This is a genomic window from Cobetia sp. MC34, assembly GCF_018340035.1.
GTDB lineage: Bacteria > Pseudomonadota > Gammaproteobacteria > Pseudomonadales > Halomonadaceae > Cobetia > Cobetia amphilecti.
This window is the reverse complement of the sequence record NZ_JADPPY010000009.1, coordinates 1-26,382: the sequence shown is the minus strand read 5'-3', so window position 1 is coordinate 26,382 and position 26,382 is coordinate 1. Positions and strand designations below refer to the sequence as shown.

Genomic DNA, 26,382 nt, shown 5'->3' with positions numbered 1-26,382 from the left:
ATCTTGCCATCGCGCCGGCATGAGACTTTCGTCCGCCGGTGAAATATGTTTTTGACAGTGCCTTTTTCTCGGCTAGATTGAGTCGATGTAACGGGTTACATTCGAAGACAAGACATGGTTGCCCCGGCCATGTCCGCTACCTGCCCCACTGCATCATCCCCAACAATCAGAGGGTCGCTTCAGTCCCTGCTACGCCACGTACGCCCTGCTCCATGCATGACCTTCATAGAACAATCAACAATAAACGGAGACTCGACAATGGCTTGGTACTACTCCTATATCATTGGCTATTTCGTGATCATGTTCGCGATCGGCTACTACTACTTCCGCAAGGTGAAGACCTCTGACAGCTATCTGATTGCCGGCTGGAACATGGGCTACTGGAAGATCACCGGCACCACCATCAGCACCTGGTGTGGTGCGGCAGCCTTCATCGGCTGGATGGGGATGGGCTTTTCCAAGGGGCTCTCCGGCTACTTCATGTTCGCCCTGCCCGGTATTATCGCGAGCCTGATGCTGGTCATCTTCTTCAGTCGCCCGCTGCGTCGCAAGAAGCTCTATACCCTGGCGGATCTGTTCGGGCGCCGCTTCGGCCGCAAGGCCAGTCTGTTTCCCTCGTTCTTCTCGGCCTTCGTCTACTCGGTGCCTGCCACCGCGATCCAGATCATCGGCATGAGCACCATTCTCACCGTGGTGCTGGGGCTGGAGTTCAATACCGCCATCTTCGTGTCCTTTGCGCTGATTCTCGGCTTTACCATTCTGGGCGGCCTTGAAGCGGCCATCGTCACCGATGCCCTGCAGAGCATCCTGCTGATCGCCGGCATCATGGTGCTGGGCTTCACTGCCCTGAGCCATGCCGGAGGGCTGGAACATGCCCTGCTCAATACGCCGATCGAGTTTCTCGCCCCGCTGCCCGAGGGCAAGACGATGGAGGTGGTGACCTTCGCGCTGACGGTGGCGCCCTTCTACCTCGTCTGGCAGTGCACCTGGCAACGCATCTTCGCCTCCGAAAGTGAGGATGTGGCCATCAAGGCTGGCGTGTCAGGCTTCTCCATCGTGATGCTGATTTCCTTCTTGCCCTACTGCATCGGCGTACTGGCACGCCAATTCGTGCCGCTGGATACCTCGGCCGATCTCGTCTTCTCCTACGTCACCATGCAGTTGCTGCACCCGGCCATCGGCGGACTGGTCATCGTCGGCCTGCTGGCCGCCCTGATGACCTCGGCGGATTCCTACATCCTGCAGGGCAGCTCCAACCTGGCGCATGATCTCTATGGCAACTTCATCAATCGTCACGCCAACGAGAAGCAGAAGATGGCCTCGGCGCGCCTGAGTGTCATCATCAGCGTGCTGGGACTGGGCGTCACCTTCCTGATGACCGACATCATCTCGGCCTATCAATGGGCGCTGCGCATCTCGGCCACCACGCTGATCTTCCCGTTCTTCGCGGTGATGTTCTGGAAGCATGCGACGTCCCGGGGCTGCATCAGCAGCATGGCAAGCGCCCTGAGTGTCACCGCCCTCTGGCCACTGCTGTCGACTGGCATCGACCCCGCCTACCCGGGCTTCCTGACCTCGCTGGTCGTGCTGGTGGTCGTCAGCAAGCTGACCCGCCATAGCCCCAGCGAGGATGTCGCGGCCTATTACTGGGATGGCGCCGAGTCACACGCCACAAGCGCTCTCCCGGACGCCGCCAAGCCGGATATCGCGCTGGCCTCGAAGGCTGTCTGAGCGACACCGGATCACCAGGATCGTAAAGACAGGAAGTGGCTCGGGGCTTGTCGTTGCCACGAGCCATTTCGCCGCCCCTGGTGCCTGGCCTGCCGCTTGCTTGTGATCTCTTCACCCGCTGACTGATCAGCAGGATTCTCCGGCACGCCGTCATGACAAGGATGACTCACATGACCCGAGCAGTACCGACTTCCCCCAGCGCCGCCAGGCCAGCCGCCCATCGTGTCCATAATCCCTATGCCCCGCTGAGCGAGTCAGAGCCTCAGCCCGGCACGCGCTGGCTCAAGGGCAATATCCATGTGCATACCCGCGAAGCGCTCGATGAGAGCATTTCGATGGACCGGATTCATGGCGAGGATCATGACGAAGTGATCCGGCGCTCACAGGCCGCTCCCTTCCACTTCGATTTCGTGTGCACGTCGGTTCACCCCTACCTCAACAATATCGAGCTGTTCTCACGTGGCGAGCAGCGTGATGACTTCGTGGTGATTCCGGGACGCGAGATCCAGAACGACACCATCGACGATGGCGGCTATCTCGACGGCTATTTCGCCGGCGAGCATTCGAAATATCTGCATGTGCTGAGCATGGGCAAGGTCGGCGGCCTGTCGATCTGCGCCCATCCCAACTTCTTCGAGACCACCCGCCCACGCGAAGGCGGCGAATGGACACAGATCAAGAAGACGCTCCTCAACCCGTGTGCGCGCCTCGCGGAGATGAACATCATGGGCATGGATGTCTACAACGGCCTTTCCATCCTGGAGGAACACATGGGGGCCAGGCCCTATGCGCCACACATGGCAGAGCCCTGCTGGGATGATCTTCTGTGTGAGGGAGTGCGCTGTGCAGGCTTTGCCGGCAACGACGAGTTCTATCGCGAGCAATATGTCTACGAGAACTACGCGCCACTGGGCTTCATCATGGTGGCCGCGGCGCTCAACGAGGCCGATATCCTGCGCAACGTGAAGCGCAACCGCTTCTATGCCAGCACCGGGGTGATGCTGGCCGATACGCCACTGGCAATGTCTGAACAGCAGGGGCGCTACACCTTGCGCGTCAGCGCACAGGGCAAGGTGAAGTGGAAGGCGATGGTGCAGCGAGGCGTGGACCCTACAGGCGCAGGCGAGCCAGACGCGCCGCAGCTGATCGAGATCACGGCCCCCACCGCTGCTGCAGAGTGGGAGCTGGAACTGGACGGCGACTGGAAGTACGTGCGCTTTCAGGCCGAGTCGCTGGACAACTCCCTGCATCGCGCCTGGTTGCAGCCGATCTACGGCCCGGGCTGGGTCGACTACAAGACGCTGTGAGTCAGGCGCTATCAGTCAGGCCGTGTGAATCAGGCCCCGTGAGTCAGGACCCGAGGATCAGACCCCGCGAACAGGTGCTCAGCCCTGGCTGGGCGCCGGGCCTGCACTGCCACGAATCGCCAGCGACGCGTCCAGCAAGCGTGACGTCAAGGGCGTGTCGTCTTCGAGATGGCGGATCAACGCCCGGGCGATCACCTCGCCCATCTCTTCCACCGGCAGGTCTACCGTCGTCAGCGGTGGATTGAGGAACTCCGCCATTTCCAGGTCATCGAATCCCACCACCGAGACCTGTTGCGGCACACGGATTCCCCGCCGCTGCAGCGCCAGCATGGCACCACTGGCCAGCACGTCATTGAGGCACATCACGGCGGTGATGCCATCCCGCAGGCCGCCTTGCCCTTCGCCATCGAGCGCGCCCCCAGCCTCACAAGAAAGCTCGCCTATCGCGGCGCTCGCCCCGGCGGTGGTGACATCGACGAACTGGTCATGCTCGCGATCGGCGCGGGCACTCTCCAGCGCCTGCAGCGCGGCAACGGCGCCGTCGTAGCGCAGGCGTGCACGGTCGTTGTGCGCCAGTGGCTCGGAGAGGATGACGATACGCTGATGTCCCAAGGACATCAGATACTCCGCCAGTGCCTTGGCCAGGCCGTAGTTGTCATAGCCCACCGTGATCAACGGCGAGTCCGGCAGGTAGATGCTGTTGAAGACCACCGGCACCGAGAAGCGTGACAGGTAATCCAGTGTCTCGGCGGCATGACTGCCGCCGGGCAGAATCACGGCATCCACCCCCATGTTGACCAGCTCACGCACCTTGTCGAATTCCGTCACCCGCCCCTTCTGGGTGGTCGTCACCAGCAGGCTGAAGTGCGCCCGCGCCAGCGCGCCTTCCAATGCATCGATGAACTTGGCGTAGATCGGGTTCTCGAAGGTCGGGATCACGATTCCCAGGGTGCGCGACTGATGCTGAGACAGCACACGCGCGGCATTGTTGGGCAGAAAATCGAGCGCGTCGGCCGCCGCCAGCACCTTGTCAGCCGTCTTCTTCACTACCTTTTCGGGATTGTTGAGCACCCGCGAGACCGTCGCGACCGACACCCCCGCCAGCTGGGCGACTTCCCTGACCCCGGCACGCCTGGGCTTGTTCATGGCTTGCTCTCCCTCGCCGCCTGCGCTCTTCGGGCCGGTTTCGCCTGGCGCAGGGCATCCAGTTCCGTCAGATAACGCTCCAGCACCAGATTGGGTGGGCGGCTCTTGCGCGTGATGGCGCTGTAATAGGTGACATAGGAGTTGGCCACCGGGCTGAGCGCCTGCATCTGGCCATCGCGCACCCAGCGCTCGGCATAGTGGGTAGGCAGATAGCCGAGATAGCGCCCGGAAAGCACCAGGAAGGCGATGCCCTCGCGGTCGGTCGCGGAAGCGGCGGCTTTGAGTGGCTCGTGCAGCGCCTTGATCGCAGGCGTCTGCGCGTAGGCCGGCAGCACCGCATCATGCTGGCGAATCTCTTCCTCGCCCACCGGACGCCCCCGCGCGAGGGTATCGCCCGCCCGGGGTTCACGAAACAGCACATGGCCTCGCGCGCAGTAAAGGCAGGAGGTTTCCTCGTAGAGCGAGCGATACTCGAGCCCCGGCAGCGTCTTGAGCGTCGGGATCACCCCGGTATGCAGCCGGCCATCCAGCACGGCACGCTCGATCTCGTTGGGGGGAATCATGCGGATGTTGATCATCACCTCCGGGCCGTGACCCTTCAGCGCACTCAGCGCATCCGTGATGTGCATCTCGGGCATGGTGACCAGATTGTCGGTGATGCCGATGTTCAGCTCGCCCTTGAGCCAGGCATGCAGACCATTGATGCGTGTGCGAAAGCCCTCTGCCGCCGCCAGCATCTGCATCGCGGCCTCGTGGACTTCCCGCCCCTCATTGGTGAGAGCAAACCCGCTGCGCCCGCGCTGACAGAGCTTGAGGCCCAGCCGCGTCTCCAGGTCACTCATCGCCATGCTGATGGCGGAGCGACTGATGTTGAGCTCGATCTCGGCCGCCGAGAAGCCACCGCACTCCACTACCTTGCGAAAGATACGCAGCAGACGCAGGTCGGTATCGCCGAGCTGCCCCCGCATGACCTCGCCTCGCATAGGCCCGCGCCTCCTGTTGTTGAACGGTTCCGCGCCACACGGCGCCTGACTGCACCGAGAAGGCGTATCGAACGCCAGCGGAAAGTTAAGTAAATGCTTTCCTGAAGGTAAAGACAATGGCATTTATCTTACCAAAAGGACTTCCTAATCTAGTTGGACAGGAGACGAGAACCAACAACAACACACTCTGTGGGAGACATCATGACCGCCTTCGATACATCCCCTTCCGCCCAGGCAGGCTTGAGCCAGGAGCAGCTCGATGCCTACTGGATGCCCTACACGGCCAACCGCCAGTTCAAGCAGGACCCGCGCATCATCACCAAGGCCCAGGGGGCCTACTTCACGGACTCCCAGGGCCGCCAGATCTTCGATGGCCTGTCAGGCCTCTGGACCTGCGGTGCCGGTCATTGCCGCCCGGAAATCGCCGAGGCGGTCAGCGCGCAGCTGCGCGAGCTGGATTACGCACCCGCCTTCCAGTACGGCCACCCCAAGGCCTTCGAGCTGGCGCACCGCATCAAGACGCTGATGCCCGAGGGGCTGGATCACGTCTTCTTCACCGGCTCCGGCTCCGAGAGTGCCGACACCTCACTGAAGATCGCGCGTGCCTACTGGCGCAAGAAAGGCAAGCCGACCAAGACCAAGCTGATCGGGCGCAGCAAGGGTTATCACGGCGTCAACTTCGGGGGCTTCAGTGTCGGTGGCATCGGGGCCAACCGCTCGCTCTACGGTCAGGGGGTCGATGCCGATCACCTGCCGCATACCCTGCTCAAGGAAAATGTCTTCACGCCCGGCATGCCCAGGACCGGTGCCGAGCGCGCCGATGAGCTGCTGGAGCTGATCGCGCTGCATGATGCCTCCAACATCGCCGCCGTCATCGTCGAGCCGATGGCAGGCTCCGCCGGCGTGCTGCCACCGCCAGTGGGCTATCTCAAGCGCCTGCGCGAGATATGCGACCAGCATGACATCCTGTTGATCTTCGATGAGGTCATCACCGGCTTCGGACGCATGGGCGCCATGAGCGGCGCCGAGGAATTCGGGGTCACGCCGGACATCCTCAACGTCGCCAAGCAGATCACCAATGGCGCGGTGCCGATGGGCGCTGTGGTCGTCAAGGGCGACATCTACCAGACCTTCATGGACAACGGCGGCCCCGACTACATGATGGAGATTCCCCACGGCTACACCTATTCCGGTCACCCGGTGGCGTGTGCCGCGGCGCTGGCAGCCCTCGACGTGCTCGAGAACGACCAGCTCATCTCCCGCGTCCGCGAGCTGAGTCCGGTATTCGAGAAGAAGCTGCACGAGCTCAAGGGCACGCGCTACATCAGCGACATCCGCAACTACGGCCTGGCCGGTGCCCTGCAGGTCGAGGCCTATCCCGGCGAGCCGGCGCGGCGCCCGTATGAGATTGCCATGCACTGCTGGAAGGCAGGTTTCTATGTGCGTTACGGCGGCGACACCATCCAGCTGGGCCTGCCGTTCATCACCGAACACGACGAGCTGGACCGCCTGATCAATGCCCTCGGCGATGCCTTCGCCGCCCAGGACTGACGGTCACCGCTCAAGGCTGACGGTCGACGCTCAAGGCTGACGGTCGACGCTCAAGGCTGACGGTCGACGCTCAAGGCTGGCGATCGACGTTCAAGACTGACCATCAACATTCAGAACTGACGATCAACACCACTTCATTCATCGCCATTCATTTCACAAGTCATCTCAGGGAGCCCACCCAATGAAGACGCTCGGACACCTCATCAACGGCAACATCGATCACAGCGAAGGCCGTACCCAGGACATCTTCAATCCCTCCACCGGCGAAGTCGGCGGTCAGGTGCGCCTGGCCAGCAAGGCGACGGTCGAGGAAGCCATCGCGGCCGCCGAGGCCGCCTTCCCGGAATGGCGCAACACGCCGCCGATCAAGCGCTCCCGAGTGATGTTCCGCTTCAAGCAGCTGCTGGAAGAACACTCCGACGAGATCGCCCGCCTGATCGGTCAGGAGCACGGCAAGATCTGTCACGATGCGCTGGGCGAATTGCAGCGCGGCATCGAGAATGTCGAATATGCCTGCAGCGCCCCGGAACTGCTCAAGGGCGAGCACAGCCGCAATACCGGCCCGGGCATCGATTCCTGGAGCGAATTCCAGCCGCTGGGCGTGGTTGCCGGCATCACGCCGTTCAACTTCCCGGCCATGGTACCGCTGTGGATGTACCCGATGGCGATCGCCTGCGGCAACACCTTCGTCCTCAAGCCCTCCGAGCGCGACCCGACTTCCACGCTGTTCATCGCTGAGCTGCTGATGGAGGCCGGTCTGCCGGCCGGCGTCATGAATGTCGTCAATGGCGACAAGGAAGCCGTCGATACGCTGCTGGACGACCCGCGCATTCAGGCGGTCAGCTTCGTCGGCTCCACCCCGATCGCCGAATACATCTACAGCCGCGCCGCGGCCAACGGCAAGCGCTGTCAGGCCCTCGGTGGCGCCAAGAACCACGCCATCGTGATGCCGGACGCCGACATGGAATACGTGGCCAACTCACTGAATGGCGCCGCCTTCGGCTCCTCCGGTGAGCGTTGCATGGCACTGTCCGTCGCGGTGGCCGTGGGCGATGACGCCGCCGACAAGCTGATCGCGCAGATGAAGCAGCAGATGGAAGGCCTCAAGGTCGGCATCTACAGCGACAAGGGCAATGATTTCGGCCCGCTGATCACCGCAGCCCATCGCGACAAGGTGGTCGGCTACATCGACAGCGCCGAGCAGCAAGGCGCGACGGTGGTGGTCGATGGCCGCAATCCGCAGGTCGAAGGCGGCGAGAACGGCTTCTTCGTCGGCGGCACCCTGATCGATGGCGTCACCCCGGAGATGACCTGCTACCAGGAAGAGATCTTCGGCCCGGTGCTGCTGGTCGTGCGCGCCGATTCGATGGAAGCCGCCATGCAGCTGATCAATGATCACGAATACGGCAACGGCACCTGCATCTACACCCGTGATGGCGAAGCCGCCCGCTACTTCAGTGATCACATCCAGGTCGGCATGGTCGGCATCAACGTGCCGCTGCCGGTACCGGTCGCCTATCACAGCTTCGGCGGCTGGAAGCGCTCGCTGTTCGGCGATCTGTCCGCCTACGGCCCGGATGCGGTGCGCTTCTACACCCGCCGCAAGACCATCACCCAGCGCTGGCCTTCCGCTGGCCTGCGTGAAGGCGCCCAGTTCGCCTTCCCGTCCTGATCCATCGCCTTTTCGTTCTGATCCGCGGATCATCATCTGATAACAACTGCGCCGGACAGCCCTGCTGTCCGGCGCTTTCGTGTGCTCATCATGCAGGGTCATGCCGGCAGTCAGCTCCTGCCCCTTGCAGTGGCCAGAAACGGCTCCACATAGTCAGGACATCTCATCACGAGAATCCCGACAACATCGGCGGTCAGCACCGTCACAAGGAGCCAAGATGATCTGGGTAATCGCCACCGTTACCGCCAAGGAAGGCCACGTTCAGGATGTCTTCAATGAACTCTGCGCCGTCGCGCCCACCGTGCGCGAGGAAGATGGCTGCCACGCCTACCACCCGTGCCTGGACTCCGAACGCGCCGCCGACAAGGACAACGACCCACGCCCCGACACCATCACCGTGGTGGAAGCCTGGGAATCCCACGATGCCCTGCAGGCCCACCGCGAGACGGAACATATGCAGCGCTTCCGCGACAACGCCGGTGACTGGATCGCCGATGGCGATATCCGCATCCTGAGCCCGGCGGGCTGACAGAAAAGCATGGGGAAAGACCCAAAAAGCCCGGCCTCCTGGAGGCCGGGCTTTTTATCGGGCTTGCCGTCATGACGGCATATCATTTACCGCTGCAACCCCGGTTTCACTCCTGCGGCTGATCCTCGGACAACTGCATGATCATGCGTGTCGTCAGGTAAAGGCGTGGCACGACGCTATCGACCAGCACGAACTCCTGATCGCTGTGGTAGCCGCCGCCGACGAGCCCCAGGGATTCGAGCACTGCCGGTTTATCGGAATCTGCATGATAGGCGTAGGCCGCATCGGTGCCGCCACCGATCTCGACCGCTTGCAGTGTCTGCCCCAACTCCTGATAGATCTTCTGGGCCTGCTCGGCCAGCTGCTGGCTCTGCGGATTGTCAGGCAGCGGCGGACGCCCCTTCTCGAGGTGAAACTCCACTTCGGTATCATCGATCAACTGGTTCTTCGTGATGGCCTGCGCTTCTTCCAGGACACGCTGATACTCGCTGCTATCGAAGTAGCGCATATCACCCTCCGCCCTGGCATGCTCCGGAATCACGTTGCGTTTGACGCCGCCCTCGACGATCGTCCAGTTGAGCGTCGTCTCCTTGTCCGCATCATCAAGCTCATTCAACTGCAGCAGCTGATGAGACAATTCCATGATGGCGTTGCGCCCTTCCTCTGGTGCGCCACCGGCATGGGAGGCACGGCCCTTCACCTCGAGAAACGCATAGTTGATGCCCTTGGTGACGACGGTGACGGCATCGACTCCCGGGTCAGCGAAGGTAGGCTCGAATACCAGCACGGCATCCTGATCTGCCGACAGCTCATGAATCAGGTCATGCGAGCCCGGCGAGCCTTTCTCCTCATCAGGATTGAAGACAACCGTCACCTGGCCATAGTCATCAAACCCGAGCGACTCCAGCGCCTCGAGACTGTGCAGAATAACGGCTGCGCCACCCTTGGCATCGCCCACGCCCGGGCCATAGGCACGCCCATCCTTGATACGGAAGGCACGCTCCGTGGCGGCGCCTTCATCGAAGACGGTGTCGTAGTGAATCATCAACATGATCTTGCGACTGCCATTCCCCTGCAGGCGACCGACAATCGTATTGCCGCCATAGGTCTTGGCAGGGTGCGTTTCCACCTGTGCGCCAAGCGCTTCGAGATGCTGGGTCAGCATTGCCTCAACGTCATTCAAGCCTTCACGGTAGCCCGTTCCCGAATCCACGTTGACCAGTGTTTCCAGCGTCTCCAGCAGAGGCGCTCGCTGTTGCTCGACGGCATCCTGAACATCCTGATAGTCCGCCGCTTGCGCACCGGCACTGCACATACCGCATGCCAAACCCACCGCCAACATCGGAAGCCGCATTTTCCACCTCTAATATTGTTATATAAGGAATAACGAAGGTAAGGCGGATATCAGGCAAATGCAAACGCGAGGCCTACCGGGAAATTTTTTCCGCTAGCAGCTTTACCTGCCGTCCACCATTGAACACAGGTGCACCTCATCTGATCTGCGTCTCGTGAATGTGCAGCACTCGCAGGGATTATCGGTTGCCTGAGGGCTTCTCAGCGCCGATACTGTATATGAATACAGTGTCGAAAGGAGACCCCACCCATGACCGTATCTGCCGCTCAACCGTCCCACGCCTCGCTGGCTCGCCCTCATCCAGCGCCGGAGCCCTGTGCGCTGCCGCACCCTCACATCACGGGGCGCGCTGGCATTTCCGGCTTCCCCTCGCCGGCCGAGGATTACGCGGGGCGCACGCTGGACCTCAACGAGCGGCTGATCAAGCGCCCGGCAGCGACCTTCTTCATGACGGTGGCGGGTGACAGCATGGAAGGCTTCGGCATCTATGAGGGCGACACCCTGGTGGTAGACCGCTCCATCGATGCCCGTCCCGGGCATATCGTGGTGGCACTGGTCGAGGGTGAGGTGGTGGTCAAGCGTTATGAGCTGATCGGTCAGCGCCCCTATCTGAGCTCCGGCAATGCCCTGTATCCACCGGTCGCGATCTTCGACCTCGAATGCCAGGTCTGGGGGGTGGTGCGCTCCGTCATCCACGAATACGCGGTATGAATACGCCGATGATCGGACTGGTCGACTGCAACAACTTCTACGCCAGCTGCGAGCGAGTGTTCGATCCGCGTCTGGAGGGCCGCCCTGTCGGCGTGATGTCCAACAATGACGGCTGCGTGATCGCGCGTTCCAACGAACTCAAGGCGCTGGGCGTGGAGATGGGCACCCCCGCCTTCCAGCTACAGCCACTCGTCCGTGAGGGGCGCATCCACCTGCTCTCCTCCAACTACGAGCTGTATGGCGACATGTCGGCGCGCGTGCGTGAGGTGCTGGAGGAATATTCCGCCGGGGTCGAGCCCTACTCCATCGATGAGATGTTCGTGCGTTTCGATGGCTTTGATCGCAACTCGATGCTGACATTGAGCCGCACCCTGCACCGCAATGTCCGCAAGTTCACCGGCATTCCCGTGTGTGTCGGGGTCGCACCAACTCGAACGCTGGCCAAGTTGGCCAATCGCGCTGCCAAGAAGCGTCCGGAATTCGGCGGTGTCTGCGTGCTGGAACCCAATGAAGTCGGCACCCAGCGCATGCTGGCCGATACGCCACTGGGCGATGTCTGGGGCGTGGGCCGACGACTGGTCGAACGCCTGGCACTGCAAGGCCTGCACACTGCCTGGGACCTGCGCTGCGCCGACCCGCGCGCCATCGGCCAGCGGTATTCCGTGGTACTGGAACGCACCGCGCGCGAACTGCAAGGCACGCCCTGCTTCGAGATGAATGATGCCGATGACGCTCGCCAGCGCATCATGACCTCGCGCTCCTTCGGGCGCATGACCGGTGACTTGAATGAACTCAGGGACGCCATCCGCCAACATGCCCAGCGCGGCGCCGAGAAGCTGCGCCATCAAGGTAGCCTGACACGCGCCGTGCTGGTCTTCCTCAAGAGCAATCGTCACCGACCCGACCTGCCGCAATACTCACCCAGCACCATCGTCGAGCTGCCCGCCCCCACCAATGACAGCCGCGAGATACTCGCCGCCGCGCAACAGGCGCTGGAGCATATCTACCTGCGCGGCTATCGCTTCATGAAGGCTGGCGTGATGCTGCTCGACCTCATCGACCAGCCACGCGAGCAGCTCTCGCTGCTGGAAAGCGAAGAGGACATCGCCAAGCGCGAACGCAGCCAGCAATTGATGGCGACACTGGACGCCATGAATCAGAAGATGGGCCGCGGCACCGTACGCCTGGGTGTCGCACACCCCGACGCCGCCTGGCAACTGCGCTGCGCCCACCGCAGCGCCCGCTACACCACCAACTGGCAGGAATTGAAGCGGTTGCGTTAGTGGGCTTGGCCCGAAAGTTATGAGCACAATTCCGAGTGTCCCAACCATCAGCAATACAATCCCTTTCCTGGGCGCTCATACCGCATAAGGCATGAAGGGAGTGAATGCGTAGATATCGCGCGCAATCTGATCGGATTGTTGCATCCATAGCAAAGGTGTTTTACGCCAGTGCCGCTTTATCAATGACTTGCGAACACTCATGCTGTGCGCCATTGCTAAAAGCCAACAGTTCTGGAGTACCCGGCATGAAGATTCTACTGATCAACGGCGGCAAGGCCTTTGCCCATTCCAATGGCGAGCTGAACGCGACGCTGCATGAACTGGCGCGCGGTGAGCTGGCCGAGCTGGGTCATGAGGTGCGTGAAACCGTCATCGAGGAAGGCTTCGAGGCCAAGGCGGAAGTCGAGAAGCAGCTGTGGGCGGACCTGATCATCTACCAGACCCCAGGTTGGTGGATGGGTCTGCCGTGGACCGTGAAGAAGTATCTCGATGACATCCTGACTGAGGGCCACGGCGCGCTGTACGCCAGCGATGGCCGTCATCGCACCAGCCCGACCCAGGGCTACGGCACTGGCGGCTTGATGCAGGGCCGCCAGTACATGCTGTCACTGACCTGGAATGCGCCACTTGAGGCCTTTGATGAAGAAGGCAACTTCTTCGAGGGCAAGGGCATCGATGGCGTCTACTTCCCGGTGCACAAGGCGATGGAATTCCTCGGCATGACGGCCTTGCCGACCTACCTGGCCACTGATGTGATCAAGAATCCTGACCTGGAGGCCTACACCCAGGCCTACCGCACGCACCTGCGCGAGCACATCGGCCGCGCCTGAAGGCTCGTAGAGATGAGTTGCGAGCGCTGAAAGCACTCGAGCCCGCTCGTAATACAAGAAGCCCGCCACCGGTGACATGACCGATGGCGGGCTTCTTGCGTTCCAACGAATAGCGGCGGCCAGCGCACACTATTGAGGGGGTACGGGGCTCAGAAGCTCCAGCTGGCGTGCGTCCAGAAGATACGCCCCGGCTCATTGACCTGTACATCGCCCTGCAGCGGGTCATCGTAGAAGCGATTGACGTGATAGGCGTAAGCCTTGTCGAACAGGTTGGAGATGCCGGCGCTCAGCTCGATGTCATCAGTGACAAGATAGCCGCCCTCCAGGCCGACGATGCCGAAACCTGCCGTCGCGTCTTCGCTGTCAGAAATACGCGACTGGCGTGCGGCCGCATCGAATCGTGCCCCCGCCCACCAACGGTCCGCGTCATAGCGTGTCGCCAGATAGCCATTGAAGGGGGCGACCTGTGACAGAGGTGTCCCATCGCTCAGATTGGTGCCGTGCGTCGCGGCAACCCCTGCGGAATGCTGCCAACCGTTTTGCTGCCAGCTGGCTTCCAGCTCGATACCGTAGAGTTCGGCCTCGACATTGTCATAGGTGGTCAGCGAGTCGCCTTCGGCCAGCTCGATCCAGTCATGCACCCGGTTGTAGTAGGTGTCCGCCGAATAGCGCCAGACGCCCTGCCTGACCGCCACTCCCAGCTCGAGCTGCTGATGGACCTCGGGATCAAGCTCGGGATTGCCCAACCAGCCATCGGAGTCAGACTGGCGGTTGTAATACCGCTCGCTGGCCGTCGGAAAGCGCACACTGCGACTGAGCGCTGCATAGCCTTTCACCGCTTCGTTGACGCGATGCTCCAGCCGCGCCAGCGCACTGAACTCCCCGTCACGCTGCTTGGCTTCTACATCATCGCCGTACTGGGCACGCCAGGCGGAGATAGCCGAGGCATTGCTGCCCACTACCTCATCGGCATCTCGCGCATCACTGATGGAGACGTCATAGCGCGCGCCAGTCACCAGCCGATTGTCGGCATCGAGGGTGGTATCCAGTTCCGCGAATACCCCGCCACGTGTGCGCACGACATCGGGCCAGGTCTGGCTATCCGACAGGCTATCCAATGACATGCCCATCCGGGAGTTGGAATTGCTCTCGAGCCGTTCGGCATCGGCCCCCAGCGTCAATATCGCGTCATGGCCCCCAACAGTCAGCGGAATATCGCCTTGGGTGCTGGCATACCAGGTCTCGGTGGTCGCGCTGGAAAACATGGCCATGTCGCTCATATCCATGTCCATGTCCATACCCGAGCCCATGCCCATGCCCATGCTCATTGAGGAATCATCAAAGTCACGCAGGGTGACGTTATCCATGTCATGCACGACGCGGGCATGGTTGAGCTGTGTTTCGGTGTGCGAGAACAGGCCGACGTTGTCGGTGGTCAACTTGAGATACTGGCGGTCCATATCGCTGCGTGGCGCATCCATCGACGGATACAGCGCATCATCGATGCGCACCACGGCGACGCCCGCCTCAATGGCGACATCCTCGGTGGCAAAGGCGCCGACTCGGACACTGCCATTATCGCTGCGATACCCGCCTGCCTGGGTATCGCCATTGCCATCCTCGTAGTTGTTGCGCTCGGAATGCTCGAAGTCCAGCGCGGCCCAGAAATCGCCCTGCTTGGCGGTCAATGACAGAGTCTCACTGGTGGCATCATCATTGCTGCGCCAGCCGGCCCCCAAGGTACCCTGGACGCCATCATCATCGGTACGTGAGGGCGTATGACGCGTCACCTCGATGCTGCCCGCGGCAAAATTGGGGCCGCGACTGACGGTCTGCGCGCCCTTGTAGAGCGTGAGGTCCGACTGGCTGCCGGCAGTGGCGTAACCCAGTGTGGTATCCATGCCCCCCGGGCAGGCGGGGTAAAGCGATGCGCCATCCACCTCCTGGATCAGGCGCTCACCGCCCTGGGCACGAAAGATGGCCGAAACACCGCGACTGCCCAGACGCGAGCCACTGACACCATTGACCTCGCGTAGCTGTTCACCAAGGTCCATGTCGCCCTTGGCATGCCCCGCATGCACGTCGTGGACGGGGCTGGCCATGGGCGCCTGAGCCTCGATACTGATCAACGGCAATACGTTGGTGGTGTCAGTATCGGCGTAAACCGGCAGCGTACCGCTACTTGCCATCGCGGCGGCAATGGCCATGGGCAGACGACCACGCGATGCGCTCACTGGCGATGACAAGCGACGCGCACGGAACGGGAAATTGACGAGAGATAGCGTCATGCGCTGGCCTCCTGGAAGTCATTCCCGCGCTTGTGTGTGGCACGAATCCACAGCCAATCCAGCAGCCCCATCACGATCAGCGAGAGGCCGACCAGCGGGAAGATGACACCGACGATCATCATCAAGCCCCAGACACCGGCGATACACTTGCGCTCCTTGGGCAGCGGCGGGATACCGATACCGCCCACCGGACGACGCTTCCACCACATCACCACCGCACCGACGCTCATCATCACCATCGCGATACAGGCCAGCACCAGCACCAGCTGGTTGACCAACCCGTACTGCTGCCCCAGGTGGACATTGATGCCCCACTCCAGCGCTCGGCCCAGCGGACCGTAATCGGCGTAATGCATGTCTAGCAGCACATCGCCGGAATAGCGATCCACATGCACTACCTGCTGACGCTCCAGCGCATCCGGATAGACGGAGCCGGTGTAGACGCCCTGAGGCGAGCCCGGCAGATTGATGGCATAGCCCGGCGCCAGGCCTTCGCGAGCGAAGATGCGCTCAGCCTGATCGAGGCCGATATCGGCATGGGCAATCGCGGCGGCGCTCAGCGGCACGGCCGCAGTGCCAAAAGCCTGCTCGGCATCAGACTTGCTACCACCACCATGCCCGGCATGCTCCCCCTCATCCACGGTGGAACTTGTCGCAGCAGCCGGCAAGGAAGATAACGGGATAAGGGCCTGTTCGAGAGACCAGGTCGTCCTCTCCTGATCCACCAGACGCGTATCGGACATCGGCGTATTCACGCGCACGCCATCGGGATACCCGAAGTTATGCCCGTTGGCCAACTCGTTGACCTTGGCACCCCACACCATTGACCACGGCATGCCGGTCACGGCGAGAAACAGAATGAAACCAGCGGCGAAGATGCCACACACGGCATGCAGGTCACGCCACCACAGACGGCGCGCAGGCGTGGTACGCAGCGTGACGACACCGCCCTTCTGGCCTCGGGGCCACCACAGATACAGGCCGCTGAGTACCAGCAGAATGCTCCAGCCGGCGGCGATCTCGATCGCGGCATTGCCGATGGGGCCGGTGATCGCGAGGCTGTGCAGATTGCGGACCGTCCACATGATGCTGTCCCGGTAGGCCATCTGCCCCTGCACTTCACCACTGTAGGGATTGACGTAGACCGCCTGCTTGCCACTGCCATCGGCAGCCACGATATCGATTTCGGTGGTCAAGTCACTGGCCGCAGGCGGCACGACACGTACGGCCTTGCCGGGCAGGCTTTCCACGGCGAGTCGTACCTGCTCGCTCAGCGGGACACTCGCCTGTGCCTGGCCATTCGCCTGTTGCACCACCGGCGTGTTGACCTGCATCAGGTCGGCATGCACGAAGCGATCGATCTCTTCACGGAACAGATAAAGACCGCCGGTGACGGCCAGCAAGGTCAGGAAAGGCAGCACCAGCAGGCCGGCATAGAAATGCCAGCGCCACACGGCGCGGTAGATATCGCTGAAACCGCGAGCGGCGCGACCCGCGGAGTCGGTGTTGGTTGTTGAACTCATCTCGATTACCCATCGACAGGTGCCACGACGCGCGACGGATGCTTTGTCCGTCGGTCAACGTGAGGTCACCGAACACTATGGAGAGCCACCGCGAGGTAGCCCATCAATTCATGGCGCGAGGGAATCGAGGGGTGGCGCGCGCCCGGGCGGACGCAGATAGACATTGATGTCGCGAAACGCGACGAGGCAAGGCCGCGGGGCAGCGTCGCGAGACAACCGACCCAACGCCAGCAACAGGGCAACGGCGACCAATGCCAGCGTATAGGCCGCCATGCTGGCCAACGGACAATCCGAAGCAGCGGAACTATGGGTGATCTGCGCCTGCGAACCGCTTTCGCGAGCGGCACGCGTTATCCAGTCGCTATCAGCACTCACCCAACGACCGGTACCGACGCTCTCGAAGACGGCATGATCGTCGACCATCACCACACGCGGTGCCGCCAGCGGCATGACCAGCATGGCGGCCAGCGCGATCAGCATCACGAAGACGACATGCCCATTGGCCGCAGTCAGGCGTGACAGGGCGCGATGATAGGAAACGGATTCACGCCTGGCGTGGCGAGTCGAGAGGCAAGTCGCTGTCATGCGCCCCCCGTTGCCGACACGTTCGCGTTTGCGCTCGTGTTGACGGTCGCGACATCGGCAGAAGACGGCGCTGCGGCCACGGACTGAAGCAGGAATGTCAATCGATCGGCCAGCTGCGCAGGCGTCTGACTGAGCGGCAAGGTGTCACGCAGTCGTCCGCGGTCATCGATCACGAAGATCGCCACACTATGATCGATCATGTAATCGGGCTCACCGGCCGACGACTGCGCTTGCGCGTGTTCAGGGGGATGCCTCTGCTCGGGGTCTCGCTGCTGGAACTGGATACCGAGGCGCTGAGTGAATTCCTTCAGGCGCGTATCGTCATGTAACGGGAGGCGAAGGCCGGTCACCGGCAGGCTGAAGGCAGACAGATAACGTGACAGCACTGGCAGGGTGTCGCGCGCCGGATCCAGTGTCAGGAACATCGGATGCAGATGCGTGCGTGACGTCTCGTCAAGGCGTTGCCAGGCCATCTGCAACCGGGCAAGCGACAACGGACAGATGTCCGGGCAATGCGTAAATCCGGGAACCAGCACGCTCAGATGGCCCGCTTCCCCCCTGGACAAGGTGTCCGCGTGCAACAGTCCACGCGTGGAAGGCAGCTCGAGCGTCGCCAGCCACGCATCACGCGGCTGATGCGAAGCGGAAAGCCCCGTGATCAACGCGATGACGACGAGAGCAAAAGCACTGAGTCCCATCAGGATCAGCTTGCGCGGCGACATGAACACTCCAACGTGGCGTGCAAAGAAGGTAAAGGCAACAGGGTCGAAGGCAGGGATGCTAACCATTCACACCCGCAAAACCACTAATGCGACAAGTTGCCACAGCGATTCCCACGGGGCTTAGCGGGCGCGACAAGGCCCCAGATAGCGTAAAGCCATCACCATCATCATCAGATTCAAAGTGCGCCTCGCCCGGACGGACACGACACTGTCTCCATGCTCCTGCAATGGAGCCAGTCCCCATTCCCTTCTTCCCCTCACGCCATGAGGCTTCGCCATGATTCAGCGCCTTTCCCTGCACCCAGCCATCCTTGAAGTGCGCGACCTCGATGCCGCTTGCCGTTTCTTCACCGAAACACTCGCCCTGCCCATCCTGTTGCGCAATGCCACCAGCGCGATCCTGGAGCTGAACCATCGCCGAGACAAGCAGACCAGCGTATTGCTGTTGCAGCGCAGTGCCGAGCAACCCGACAGCCGCCAGCTGACGCTTGAGATCGAGCGAACGGACTTTGCCCGCTTCCGCGATCAATGGCAGGCCCAGGGAGCGCACCTGATCGAGAGTCACGGCAGCAGCGCCCCCGGCTGTGCCTGGCAGGTGCTCGATTGCGTGCTCCCCGATGGGCATCGCCTACGCGTGGTCAGCATCAACCCCGAGCGCTGCGCCCCGACGATCAGTCGTGGCATGGGCATGGCACCCTGAGACTCCAGAACACCAGATGTCTCGAGAGTCTCCGCAGGGGCCGGTGCATGACAAAAGCCCCGGCCCCGCTATCAAGTGCGCCATCATGGCGAGAAATGACGTTCTGGTGTGGCGTGCAAGGAAATGGCTTGGATGCCCATCACGGTAAACACGTCAGTAGTTGACGAGCAGGTCATCGATGACCGGGTTCATCTTGGTTTCGACACTGGCGTACTTAGAGAACCCCAATCCCCCTTTTGCTATTAGATGATACTGCGCATAGGCGATTTCATCGCCATACGGATCGTCTAGCCATAGTTCTGCATGAGAAAGGTATGTCACATAATCCCATGAGCGCAGCGCGGTATATTTCAGAACTACTTCGCAATATCCGGGGACCGGCGCGTCATAGACTCGCGTATTCAAGCCATTGCGACTGAAGCCCTGCAGGATCACATTCAGGAAGCCGGGCACGATCACGGCTTCATTGCGCTCGATGCACACGGTATCCAGATAGGACATGCGCTCCAGAGGCTGAACCTGCACCGAGGTACAGCCGGCCATCACGAGGGTGATGGAAGCTGCCAATAATGCCTTCGTCATTCCTGTCATTCTTGACTCCCTGTCATTGAACAAGAGGCTTCACCGCGATATATGACATGGAAGGCATACTTGTCCGCAGGGTATTAGTGAAAACAAATAAATGCGAGGAATCTGCCGGTGATCAAGCGTCATTCCCCCCATGCAACCGCGAGCCTTTTCAGTGACACCGACAAATGACGACAGGCACGACAAATATGAGTCCCCCTTATTACACCGAGCCAGTCATGACCCACTGACAGCGTGCACGGATACCAGTATTGTCGTTCTCTTGCCCGACGCAGCGTGCAGTGTTGCTCAGCGACAGAATCGCCAGCCCCTTGTGCCGAGATGGAAGTGATCACGATGGGCCGCGTTGTAATCCGGCCCCAGCACGGCGCCGAAACTCTCACAGGCGGCGTCCTGCACGGCGCGCAGGAACCGGCCTGGGGCATCTTCATCGTCGGGTGCCGTCCAGTCGCGCGGCAGCCGAATGTGACGGCCATCCGCCAGCGTGAAGCCAGTGACATCCAGCGCATCCGCGGTGGCGTGTTCACTGCGGCGTGCGTTCTCTCGTCCGTAGATGTTGCGGCAGGCGTAGCTGCCCACATGGGACACATGCGTCACCTCGCTTCCCATGACCTCCTGCGCCGCTGACTTTAGCCCATGGCGCTCGAAGCGCAGCCAGCTCACCGCCAGCGGGCAGCTGGCAATGAAGGACTGGTTGAAGCGAACGCCCTGCTCACCACTCGTGCCTGGCGACGAATGCATGCGTACGCTGTTGATGAGGTTACAGCCGTTGTCGCTGGGGCGATCCGGCAGGAAGGTCACCCGTTGCGGGACTTCCCGCTCGAGAAATGCGCGACAGGCGGCCGGATTCTCGTTCAAGCGTGAGAGCTTCCAGCCGGTCACCATGCCAGGCGGGTCCTCCAATTGCAGTGGCGCCCACGGGAGATAGTGAGCTGGTATCCAGCGCTCCAGCACGATGATGTCGCGCTGGATCGCAACGCCCAGGCCGATGAGCACCAGGCATATCAACGTGAGTCCCATGCCTTTGCGGCGCTGCTTGTGCTGCAAACCGTTCATGTTCCCCTCCTTTTCGCGATGCAGGCCCTCACCTGCCCCGGGCTTCGCCTGCCCCGGGCCTCGCCTGCCCTGGGCTTCACCTGCACCAGGGTACTGACCACCGTAGATGACAGGGCGTATCGACCGCCTCATATATGCCATATCAGAAACAGTGAAATGAAGGATGAGGTGCTGTCAGAGACGCGGCTGTCCACTATGCTGGACGCCATTCAGCAGACCAGCCATACGCCCTTGAGGGGCCGCGCCCCGGCTGCTCTCTGCACGCCAATCCGCCATCAGGAGCGCACATGACGACAGCCCCTACCTCACGCCTGGACACGATCCCGCTCTCGGTGCTGGACCTTGCCCCCATCCGCGATACCGGCAGTGTTGCTGACACCTTCCACAATAGCGTCAGTCTCGCCCAGCATGTCGAAGCGCTGGGCTTTCATCGCCTGTGGCTGGCCGAGCATCACAACATCGATGGCATCGCCAGTGCCGCCACCTCGGTGCTGATCGGCCATGTGGCCGGCAAGACCTCCCGCCTGCGGGTCGGCTCGGGCGGCATCATGCTGCCCAATCATCCCCCGCTGGTGGTGGCGGAGCAGTTCGGCACCCTGGCCACGCTCTACCCGGACAGGATCGATCTCGGACTTGGCCGCGCGCCGGGCTCCGATGGCATCACCATGCAGGCGATGCGCCGCGACCCTTCCGCCGGCGTGAATGACTTCCCCCAGCGGCTGGCCGAACTCGAGCAGTATCTGGGCGAGGCTTCACCCGGTCAGCGCGTCAAGGCCATGCCGGGGCAAGGCACTCATGTCCCCCTGTGGCTATTGGGTTCCAGCGACTACAGCGCACGCCTGGCAGCGAAAAAAGGTCTGCCCTTCGCCTTCGCCGGTCAGTTCGCCCCCGGCTACATGCTGGAGGCCATCAAGCTCTATCGCGAGAACTTCACGCCCTCCGAGGTGCTGGATGCGCCCTATGTGATGCTCGGCCTGCCGCTGATCGCCGCCGACAGTGATGAACGCGCTCACTTCCTGGCCAGCACCCAGCAACAGAAATTCCTCAACCTGATCCGCGGCAAGAGCACGCGCGCCCTGCCCCCACGCGAGACACTGGACTGGTCAGCACGCGAGGAAGCCATGGTCGGCCAGAATCTGGCTGCTGCCATCATCGGCGGGCCTGAGCGCATTCGCAGCGAACTCGAGCATCTGCTGGAGGTAACCCAGGCCGACGAATTGATGTTCAACTCGGATTTCTATGAGCATGCCGATCGCCTGAAGAGCTACGAGATACTCGCCGAGGTCGCCGGGCGCCGGACGCCGGACGCCAGTCAATGACGCGGGCCCCTTCACGCTGACTGGCTTGCCAAGACAAGACGCCGCTCACATCTCCTGTGAGCGGCGTCTGTCGTTCTGAGCCTGCCGTGAAGACACGCATTGACGTCATGAGTTGAAGGCGATGAACTTAAAACGATGAACTCAAGGCGATGAGTTCATGACGATAAGTTCATGCCACGACTCGGCTCAATGATGGTCGCGCGGGTTCACCCGACGATTCTTGACGTCCGGCGCACGGCGGATGCGATCTTCCTCCGCCAGGCTGTCAGCCTCGAAGATATCCGCACCGACCGGTGTCTCACCATGACGGCGATATAGCTGACTGAGCATCTGGCGACGATCAGCCCGCAGCTCTTTCACCAATACCACGATCATGCCGTAGATGATGAAGGTAAAGGGCAAGGCAGAGAGTACCGAGGCTGACTGCAAGCCCTTGAGACCGCCCGTCGAGATCAGCGTCAGGCAGATGGCCGCGATCAGCACGCCCCAGGCGATACGCTTGTAGAGCGGCGGGTTGATCGAGCCGCCGTCGGTCATCTGCGCCACGATGTAGGACGCCGAATCGGCGGAGGTCACCAGGAAGATGAAGATCAGCATGATCGCGACCACCGACAGCACACTGCTGAAGGGCATCAGATCGAACATCTCGAACAAGGCAGACGTGATGTTGGCATCCGTCGCGGCCGCCAGACCGACATCACTGGCCAGCTCCATGTTGATCGCCGCGCCACCGAAGACACCGATCCACAGGCACGCCAGCAGCGGCGGCACGATCAACACGCCCACCACATACTCCTTGATGGTGCGGCCACGCGAGACACGCGCGACGAAGGTACCGACGAACGGCGACCAGGCGATGACCCATGCCCAATAGAAGACGGTCCAGGAGCTGTTCCAGTCATTGCCGTCATAGGGCGACATGCGCAGGCTCATGCCGATGAAGTTCTGCAGATAATCGCCGATGCCCAGGGTGATCGTCTTGAGGATCTCCAGCGTCGGGCCGGTGAACAGCACATACAGCATCAGCGCGATGCAGATGCTCATGTTGAGGTTGGACAGGCGCTTGATGCCCTTGTCGAGCCCGGACCAGGTCGAGGCCATGTAGGCACAGAACATCACGCCCATGATGATGAACTGCCATTGCCAGCCTTCTTCCACGCCGAAGACGAAGTGCAGCCCCCCATTCATCTGCAACACGCCCAGGCCCAGCGATGTCGCGACCCCCATCACGGTCGCCACCACCGCAAAGACATCCAGCACCGAGCCGTAGCGGCGCACCTTGGGATGCTTGGCCGTCACGGAAGACAGCACCGAGGACACCAGACCCGCCTGTCCCTTGCGGAACTGGAAATAGGCAATGATCAGGCCGACCACCGAGAAGGCAGCCCATTGATGGACGCCCCAATTGAAGAAGGCATATTGAATGGCATAGCGCGCAGACTCGGGCGTCTCGCCCGGCATATCGGCGAACGGCGGCTTCAGATAGTGCTGCATGGGTTCCGCCATGCCATAGAACACCAGCCCGACGCCAAACCCTGCTGCCAACAGCATGCTGACCCAGGAAAAGAAGGTATAGGAAGGCCGGCTATCCTGCGGCCCAAGCCGGATCTTGCCATACTTGCTCAACGCGAGACTGATGAGAAAGATCACGAAACCAAACACGGATATCAGATAGAACCAGCCGAACATGCTGGTCACGGCGCCGAGCGCCTGATCTGCCAATTCACCGAAACGGGTGGGGAATCCTGCCCCCAATGCGACCAGCCCCAGAATGATGATGACCGACGCGCTGAATACGCGCTTTCCTCCAGATGTCATAAATCGCTACTCCCTGTGAGCTGTGACAGCGGTGAGGTGGATCGCGCACCAGCGAGAAACGAGTAGCGTATCGCCAACGAATATTCGCAGTGCCTTCTAGACATGAACCTGATTCCCCAGAACTTCAAGGGCAGACGACGCCAGCAGCACAGGAAAATTTGTCACTGTCTGTACAAGTAGGCGTTTGTCCCACCAGGCCACAGCCTCCGCGTGGGAGGAGAAAGCCGCTTTTGAAAGGTCAGTGCAGACCTTGAAAGGACAGCGCAGGCCCTGGAAGGACAGGGAGCAGGAAGACGGGAAGTCCCAGGCAAGCTGGCCAGCCACGATGGCGAGATCGCCAGATAACCTCTACATTACTTGTACGATAGTTATAAAACGCGATTCACCGCCGACATGACATCCCACTGAGGGTATTCCCGATGCCTGCACATACCACTGCATCACACCCGCCACGCACCGCTGTGACCCCCACTCACGCGTCGCCTGCTGCCCCACTACCCCCAAGCCAGCTCGCCGATCAGCCGCTCGCCCACCAGGACGAGACCAGCATGACACTCGAGTCGCTGGCACGCGCACTGCAGCACGGCATGGTGCCGGTGGTCGAGGTCATGTCACTGGATGGCATCTACAAGGTGAGAATCCATCATTGCCACGGCATCTCGGACCTGACGCGCAACGATCACAGCGCGCTCTGGTTCAAGGGCACCGGCGAGATACGCGACTTGATGGGCGCACGCGGCATCAGCCACGGCGTGCTGACCTGGGCAGATCAATGGGGAGATGAAATGATCGGGGTCGAATCGCGCAGCCTCAATCAGGAAGAACTGCTCGCCTGGGGCACGCGTATCTGTTTCAAGTGAGGAATAGCCTCACGATGCCAGGGAAGATACCAGAGCCTGCGACTTCACGGACACAGGCACCTTGGCGAGAGACCATCAGGCTGAAGGCCTTCAAATGATGGGTAGGCGGATGACAAGCCAAAAGAGCCTGCAGCCAATGGCCACAGGCTCTTGTTCTTTTACCCTATTCAGTACTCACTCTATCCAGAATTCCCTCTAGCCAGAACTTTAACCAGCCAAGTTTCACGCTGAAGAAGAGCTCACGCTGACACGAGCCTCAGCCTCTTTGGTGTCCGCCAGCAGGGACAGAAGGTAGTCCTTGCGCTTCAGAAATACGGGACGCTGTTGGTAATCTCTTTTATAGGTCTGCTTGGAGACCAGCGCCTCCTGGAATGCTTCAAACTCCTCTCCATTCCCTACGTAGCGATTCTCGAGCGACATGAAGCGCTCTATATCCGCCGAGGTCAGGTATTCCCGCAAGCTGTCATTGAGATAATAGCTGAACGAAAAATACGGCATGAAGCCAAAGCGCTCGGCACGGCGGACAAAATCCGCATAGAGCAGCTCAGGATGCTGGCGCCCGACCCCCAGCTTCGCGTGATTCTTGGCACGATTGGAAATGAAGATCGCACTGCGCCGGGGCAAGAAGAGATGTTCCAGAAACAGGCCCAATGTATGGGTCACGATTTCCCGCCCTTGCACCGCCGCAATGAACCAGACCTCCATCGGCCTGGCGGGCGCCTTGCTTTGACGAAAGGTGAAAAAGCCCAGTTCACTCATTGCCACAGGCAACCACTCCGACAATGGCGTCAGGCAGAACGTCGTGCTGTCAGCCCAGACTCCCCCATAACGACTCAATAGATACAGCCGCAATACGTCCGCCTTGATGGCAGGGTTCAACCTGACCGTCGACAGCTCGAAGGCAGCAAGGAAATCAAAGCCAAGTACCTGCTGGATATTGTCATCACTGAGCAGTCGCACTTCGTAGTCTGGATTCAGCGCCTGCCACGACCTGACGCTCAGACGTACGACTTCCGGTGCTGATTCCAGCGGAGCATCCCAGTACATCCAGATTATCTTGGGCTGGGCTTGTGACTGAGTCGCCGCCCCCGGGTTGGGCCCCAATGACGACGCACGCTGCAATTCTGCGAGTGAATCCCGTGCTACCTGGTAACGTGGACTCTGTGGCGACAGCTGCGCGATTCCATAATGCGCATTGTAGCGATGGCTGAACCACGCAACATGCTTGCGCAGCCAATAGCCCTTGTTCTCGAAAGTATCGCTTCGAATGAATGCATTGATCATCAGGCAACCCAGGTATTAGTTACCCATGACAGCGCATAGGTAACGATAAATAACGCGAATCGCGTAAAAATACCGATAGTTTGCAGAATTGTCTAACAGAAGGGAAAACTCGAGGAAAAGTGCAAGGCCAGATGAGTCGAGGGCAAGTCTTGGCCTTGTGACAGGGCTTGTGACAGGGCTTGGGACAGAGAATGAAGACTTGTCATCGATGAAGCTGTTCACCGATGACAAGAATCAGGAAACCACGTAAGCAGCATTCGTCTTTCAAGACATGTCGGCTGAGCGGTCAGCGTACATATCAGTGCAACACCTCTGAAGTGGACCCCATCCTTTGGACCACCTGACGGGTCGTCTAAGCTCGGATCAGGTCATCATCGGCGTCAGGCCGCCTGGGTCAGTGGTTGAGAGAAGTACGCTTCATCAGGTGTGGCATCGTCCAGCCCTTGGTGGGGCCGCTCCGTGTTGTACCAAGCGAAGTAACACTTCAGATCCCTTCGCAAGTGGGCGCCACTCTCGAAAGCCTTCAGGTAAACGCACTCGTA

Annotated in this window: 23 protein-coding genes; 11 read left to right on the top strand and 12 right to left on the bottom strand. The window is 61.0% G+C overall.

Translation table 11 applies throughout. The features are described 5' to 3' along the window. The first annotated feature begins 258 nt into the window (after window positions 1–258). Together IZU87_RS06830 and IZU87_RS06825 are read left to right on the top strand one after the other, a co-directional pair. Window positions 259–1,731 carry a sodium:solute symporter family protein gene (locus IZU87_RS06830; protein ID WP_213114082.1) on the top strand — a complete coding sequence of 491 codons (1,473 nt, stop codon included), beginning with the start codon at window positions 259–261 and terminating at the stop codon, window positions 1,729–1,731. Window positions 1,732–1,901: 170 nt separating this feature from the next. Next, window positions 1,902–3,038: a hypothetical protein gene (locus tag IZU87_RS06825; RefSeq protein ID WP_213114081.1), complete on the top strand. Its 1,137-nt coding sequence runs from the start codon at window positions 1,902–1,904 to the stop codon at window positions 3,036–3,038. Window positions 3,039–3,116: 78 nt separating this feature from the next. Here the strand turns inward: IZU87_RS06825 and IZU87_RS06820 are convergent, their stop codons facing one another. Continuing rightward, window positions 3,117–4,184, bottom strand: a complete 1,068-nt coding sequence (locus tag IZU87_RS06820; RefSeq protein WP_213114080.1) for a LacI family DNA-binding transcriptional regulator — start codon at window positions 4,182–4,184, stop codon at window positions 3,117–3,119. Next, entirely contained in the window at window positions 4,181–5,167 is a 987-nt protein-coding gene (locus tag IZU87_RS06815; protein ID WP_225996410.1) for a LysR family transcriptional regulator, read from the bottom strand. The genes IZU87_RS06820 and IZU87_RS06815 overlap by 4 nt, the downstream gene beginning before the upstream one ends. 201 nt (window positions 5,168–5,368) lie before the next feature. On the opposite strand from IZU87_RS06815, the gene aptA reads away from it, so the two are divergent. From aptA to IZU87_RS06800, 3 genes are all read left to right on the top strand, one after another. After that, complete coding sequence (gene aptA / locus IZU87_RS06810) at window positions 5,369–6,718, top strand: omega-aminotransferase AptA (RefSeq protein WP_043332339.1); 1,350 nt, start codon at window positions 5,369–5,371, stop codon at window positions 6,716–6,718. Window positions 6,719–6,899: 181 nt separating this feature from the next. After that, a complete protein-coding gene (locus tag IZU87_RS06805) occupies window positions 6,900–8,390 on the top strand; it encodes a CoA-acylating methylmalonate-semialdehyde dehydrogenase (RefSeq protein ID WP_213114079.1) in 1,491 nt (496 codons plus the stop codon). Between the two features lie 217 nt (window positions 8,391–8,607). Next, window positions 8,608–8,919 (top strand): putative quinol monooxygenase, encoded by a 312-nt coding sequence (locus IZU87_RS06800; RefSeq protein WP_043332154.1) that lies wholly within the window; start codon window positions 8,608–8,610, stop codon window positions 8,917–8,919. Window positions 8,920–9,025: 106 nt separating this feature from the next. Here the strand turns inward: IZU87_RS06800 and IZU87_RS06795 are convergent, their stop codons facing one another. Beyond that, window positions 9,026–10,261, bottom strand: a complete 1,236-nt coding sequence (locus IZU87_RS06795; RefSeq protein WP_249330474.1) for a glutamate carboxypeptidase — start codon at window positions 10,259–10,261, stop codon at window positions 9,026–9,028. 261 nt (window positions 10,262–10,522) lie between these two features. Here IZU87_RS06795 and IZU87_RS06790 point away from each other — a divergent pair, with 261 nt between their 5' ends. The 3 genes from IZU87_RS06790 to IZU87_RS06780 all read left to right on the top strand — a co-directional run bounded on the left by IZU87_RS06790 (window position 10,523) and on the right by IZU87_RS06780 (window position 13,097). Next, window positions 10,523–10,984 carry a LexA family protein gene (locus tag IZU87_RS06790; protein WP_043332158.1) on the top strand — a complete coding sequence of 154 codons (462 nt, stop codon included), beginning with the start codon at window positions 10,523–10,525 and terminating at the stop codon, window positions 10,982–10,984. A gap of 8 nt (window positions 10,985–10,992) precedes the next feature. Next, the gene (locus IZU87_RS06785; protein ID WP_213114143.1) at window positions 10,993–12,267 is read left to right on the top strand and encodes a Y-family DNA polymerase; all 1,275 of its coding nucleotides are present in this window, start codon (window positions 10,993–10,995) and stop codon (window positions 12,265–12,267) included. Window positions 12,268–12,512: 245 nt separating this feature from the next. Continuing rightward, the gene (locus tag IZU87_RS06780) at window positions 12,513–13,097 is read left to right on the top strand and encodes an NAD(P)H-dependent oxidoreductase (protein ID WP_213114077.1); all 585 of its coding nucleotides are present in this window, start codon (window positions 12,513–12,515) and stop codon (window positions 13,095–13,097) included. 149 nt (window positions 13,098–13,246) lie between these two features. Here IZU87_RS06780 and IZU87_RS06775 read toward each other — a convergent pair whose 3' ends face one another. The 4 genes from IZU87_RS06775 to IZU87_RS06760 all read right to left on the bottom strand — a co-directional run bounded on the left by IZU87_RS06775 (window position 13,247) and on the right by IZU87_RS06760 (window position 18,215). Continuing rightward, window positions 13,247–15,385 (bottom strand): TonB-dependent receptor domain-containing protein, encoded by a 2,139-nt coding sequence (locus tag IZU87_RS06775; protein WP_213114076.1) that lies wholly within the window; start codon window positions 15,383–15,385, stop codon window positions 13,247–13,249. Then, on the bottom strand, window positions 15,382–16,908 hold the full coding sequence (locus IZU87_RS06770) for a PepSY-associated TM helix domain-containing protein (protein ID WP_213114075.1): 1,527 nt from the start codon (window positions 16,906–16,908) through the stop codon (window positions 15,382–15,384). The genes IZU87_RS06775 and IZU87_RS06770 overlap by 4 nt, the downstream gene beginning before the upstream one ends. Window positions 16,909–17,016: 108 nt before the next feature. Next, window positions 17,017–17,493: a DUF2946 family protein gene (locus IZU87_RS06765; RefSeq protein WP_213114074.1), complete on the bottom strand. Its 477-nt coding sequence runs from the start codon at window positions 17,491–17,493 to the stop codon at window positions 17,017–17,019. Further along, complete coding sequence (locus tag IZU87_RS06760) at window positions 17,490–18,215, bottom strand: SCO family protein (RefSeq protein WP_213114073.1); 726 nt, start codon at window positions 18,213–18,215, stop codon at window positions 17,490–17,492. The genes IZU87_RS06765 and IZU87_RS06760 overlap by 4 nt, the downstream gene beginning before the upstream one ends. A gap of 277 nt (window positions 18,216–18,492) precedes the next feature. Between IZU87_RS06760 and IZU87_RS06755 the strand changes: the two genes are divergently transcribed. Beyond that, window positions 18,493–18,915 carry a VOC family protein gene (locus tag IZU87_RS06755; RefSeq protein WP_213114072.1) on the top strand — a complete coding sequence of 141 codons (423 nt, stop codon included), beginning with the start codon at window positions 18,493–18,495 and terminating at the stop codon, window positions 18,913–18,915. Window positions 18,916–19,068: 153 nt separating this feature from the next. Here IZU87_RS06755 and IZU87_RS06750 read toward each other — a convergent pair whose 3' ends face one another. Further along, window positions 19,069–19,506: an Sbal_3080 family lipoprotein gene (locus IZU87_RS06750; protein ID WP_213114071.1), complete on the bottom strand. Its 438-nt coding sequence runs from the start codon at window positions 19,504–19,506 to the stop codon at window positions 19,069–19,071. Window positions 19,507–19,791: 285 nt separating this feature from the next. Beyond that, window positions 19,792–20,559: an extensin-like domain-containing protein gene (locus IZU87_RS06745; protein ID WP_339843638.1), complete on the bottom strand. Its 768-nt coding sequence runs from the start codon at window positions 20,557–20,559 to the stop codon at window positions 19,792–19,794. A gap of 287 nt (window positions 20,560–20,846) precedes the next feature. On the opposite strand from IZU87_RS06745, the gene IZU87_RS06740 reads away from it, so the two are divergent. Further along, a complete protein-coding gene (locus IZU87_RS06740; protein WP_213114070.1) occupies window positions 20,847–21,878 on the top strand; it encodes an LLM class flavin-dependent oxidoreductase in 1,032 nt (343 codons plus the stop codon). 186 nt (window positions 21,879–22,064) lie between these two features. On the opposite strand, the gene IZU87_RS06735 is transcribed toward IZU87_RS06740, so the two are convergent. After that, complete coding sequence (locus IZU87_RS06735) at window positions 22,065–23,696, bottom strand: BCCT family transporter (protein ID WP_213114069.1); 1,632 nt, start codon at window positions 23,694–23,696, stop codon at window positions 22,065–22,067. Between the two features lie 548 nt (window positions 23,697–24,244). Between IZU87_RS06735 and IZU87_RS06730 the strand changes: the two genes are divergently transcribed. After that, window positions 24,245–24,556 (top strand): hypothetical protein, encoded by a 312-nt coding sequence (locus IZU87_RS06730; protein ID WP_043332181.1) that lies wholly within the window; start codon window positions 24,245–24,247, stop codon window positions 24,554–24,556. A 222-nt stretch (window positions 24,557–24,778) separates the two neighbouring features. On the opposite strand, the gene IZU87_RS06725 is transcribed toward IZU87_RS06730, so the two are convergent. Then, window positions 24,779–25,840: a capsular polysaccharide synthesis protein gene (locus tag IZU87_RS06725; RefSeq protein ID WP_213114068.1), complete on the bottom strand. Its 1,062-nt coding sequence runs from the start codon at window positions 25,838–25,840 to the stop codon at window positions 24,779–24,781. A 380-nt stretch (window positions 25,841–26,220) separates the two neighbouring features. Further along, the coding region (locus tag IZU87_RS18130; RefSeq protein ID WP_213114141.1) for an integrase core domain-containing protein at window positions 26,221–26,382 on the bottom strand (162 nt) is incomplete at its 5' end.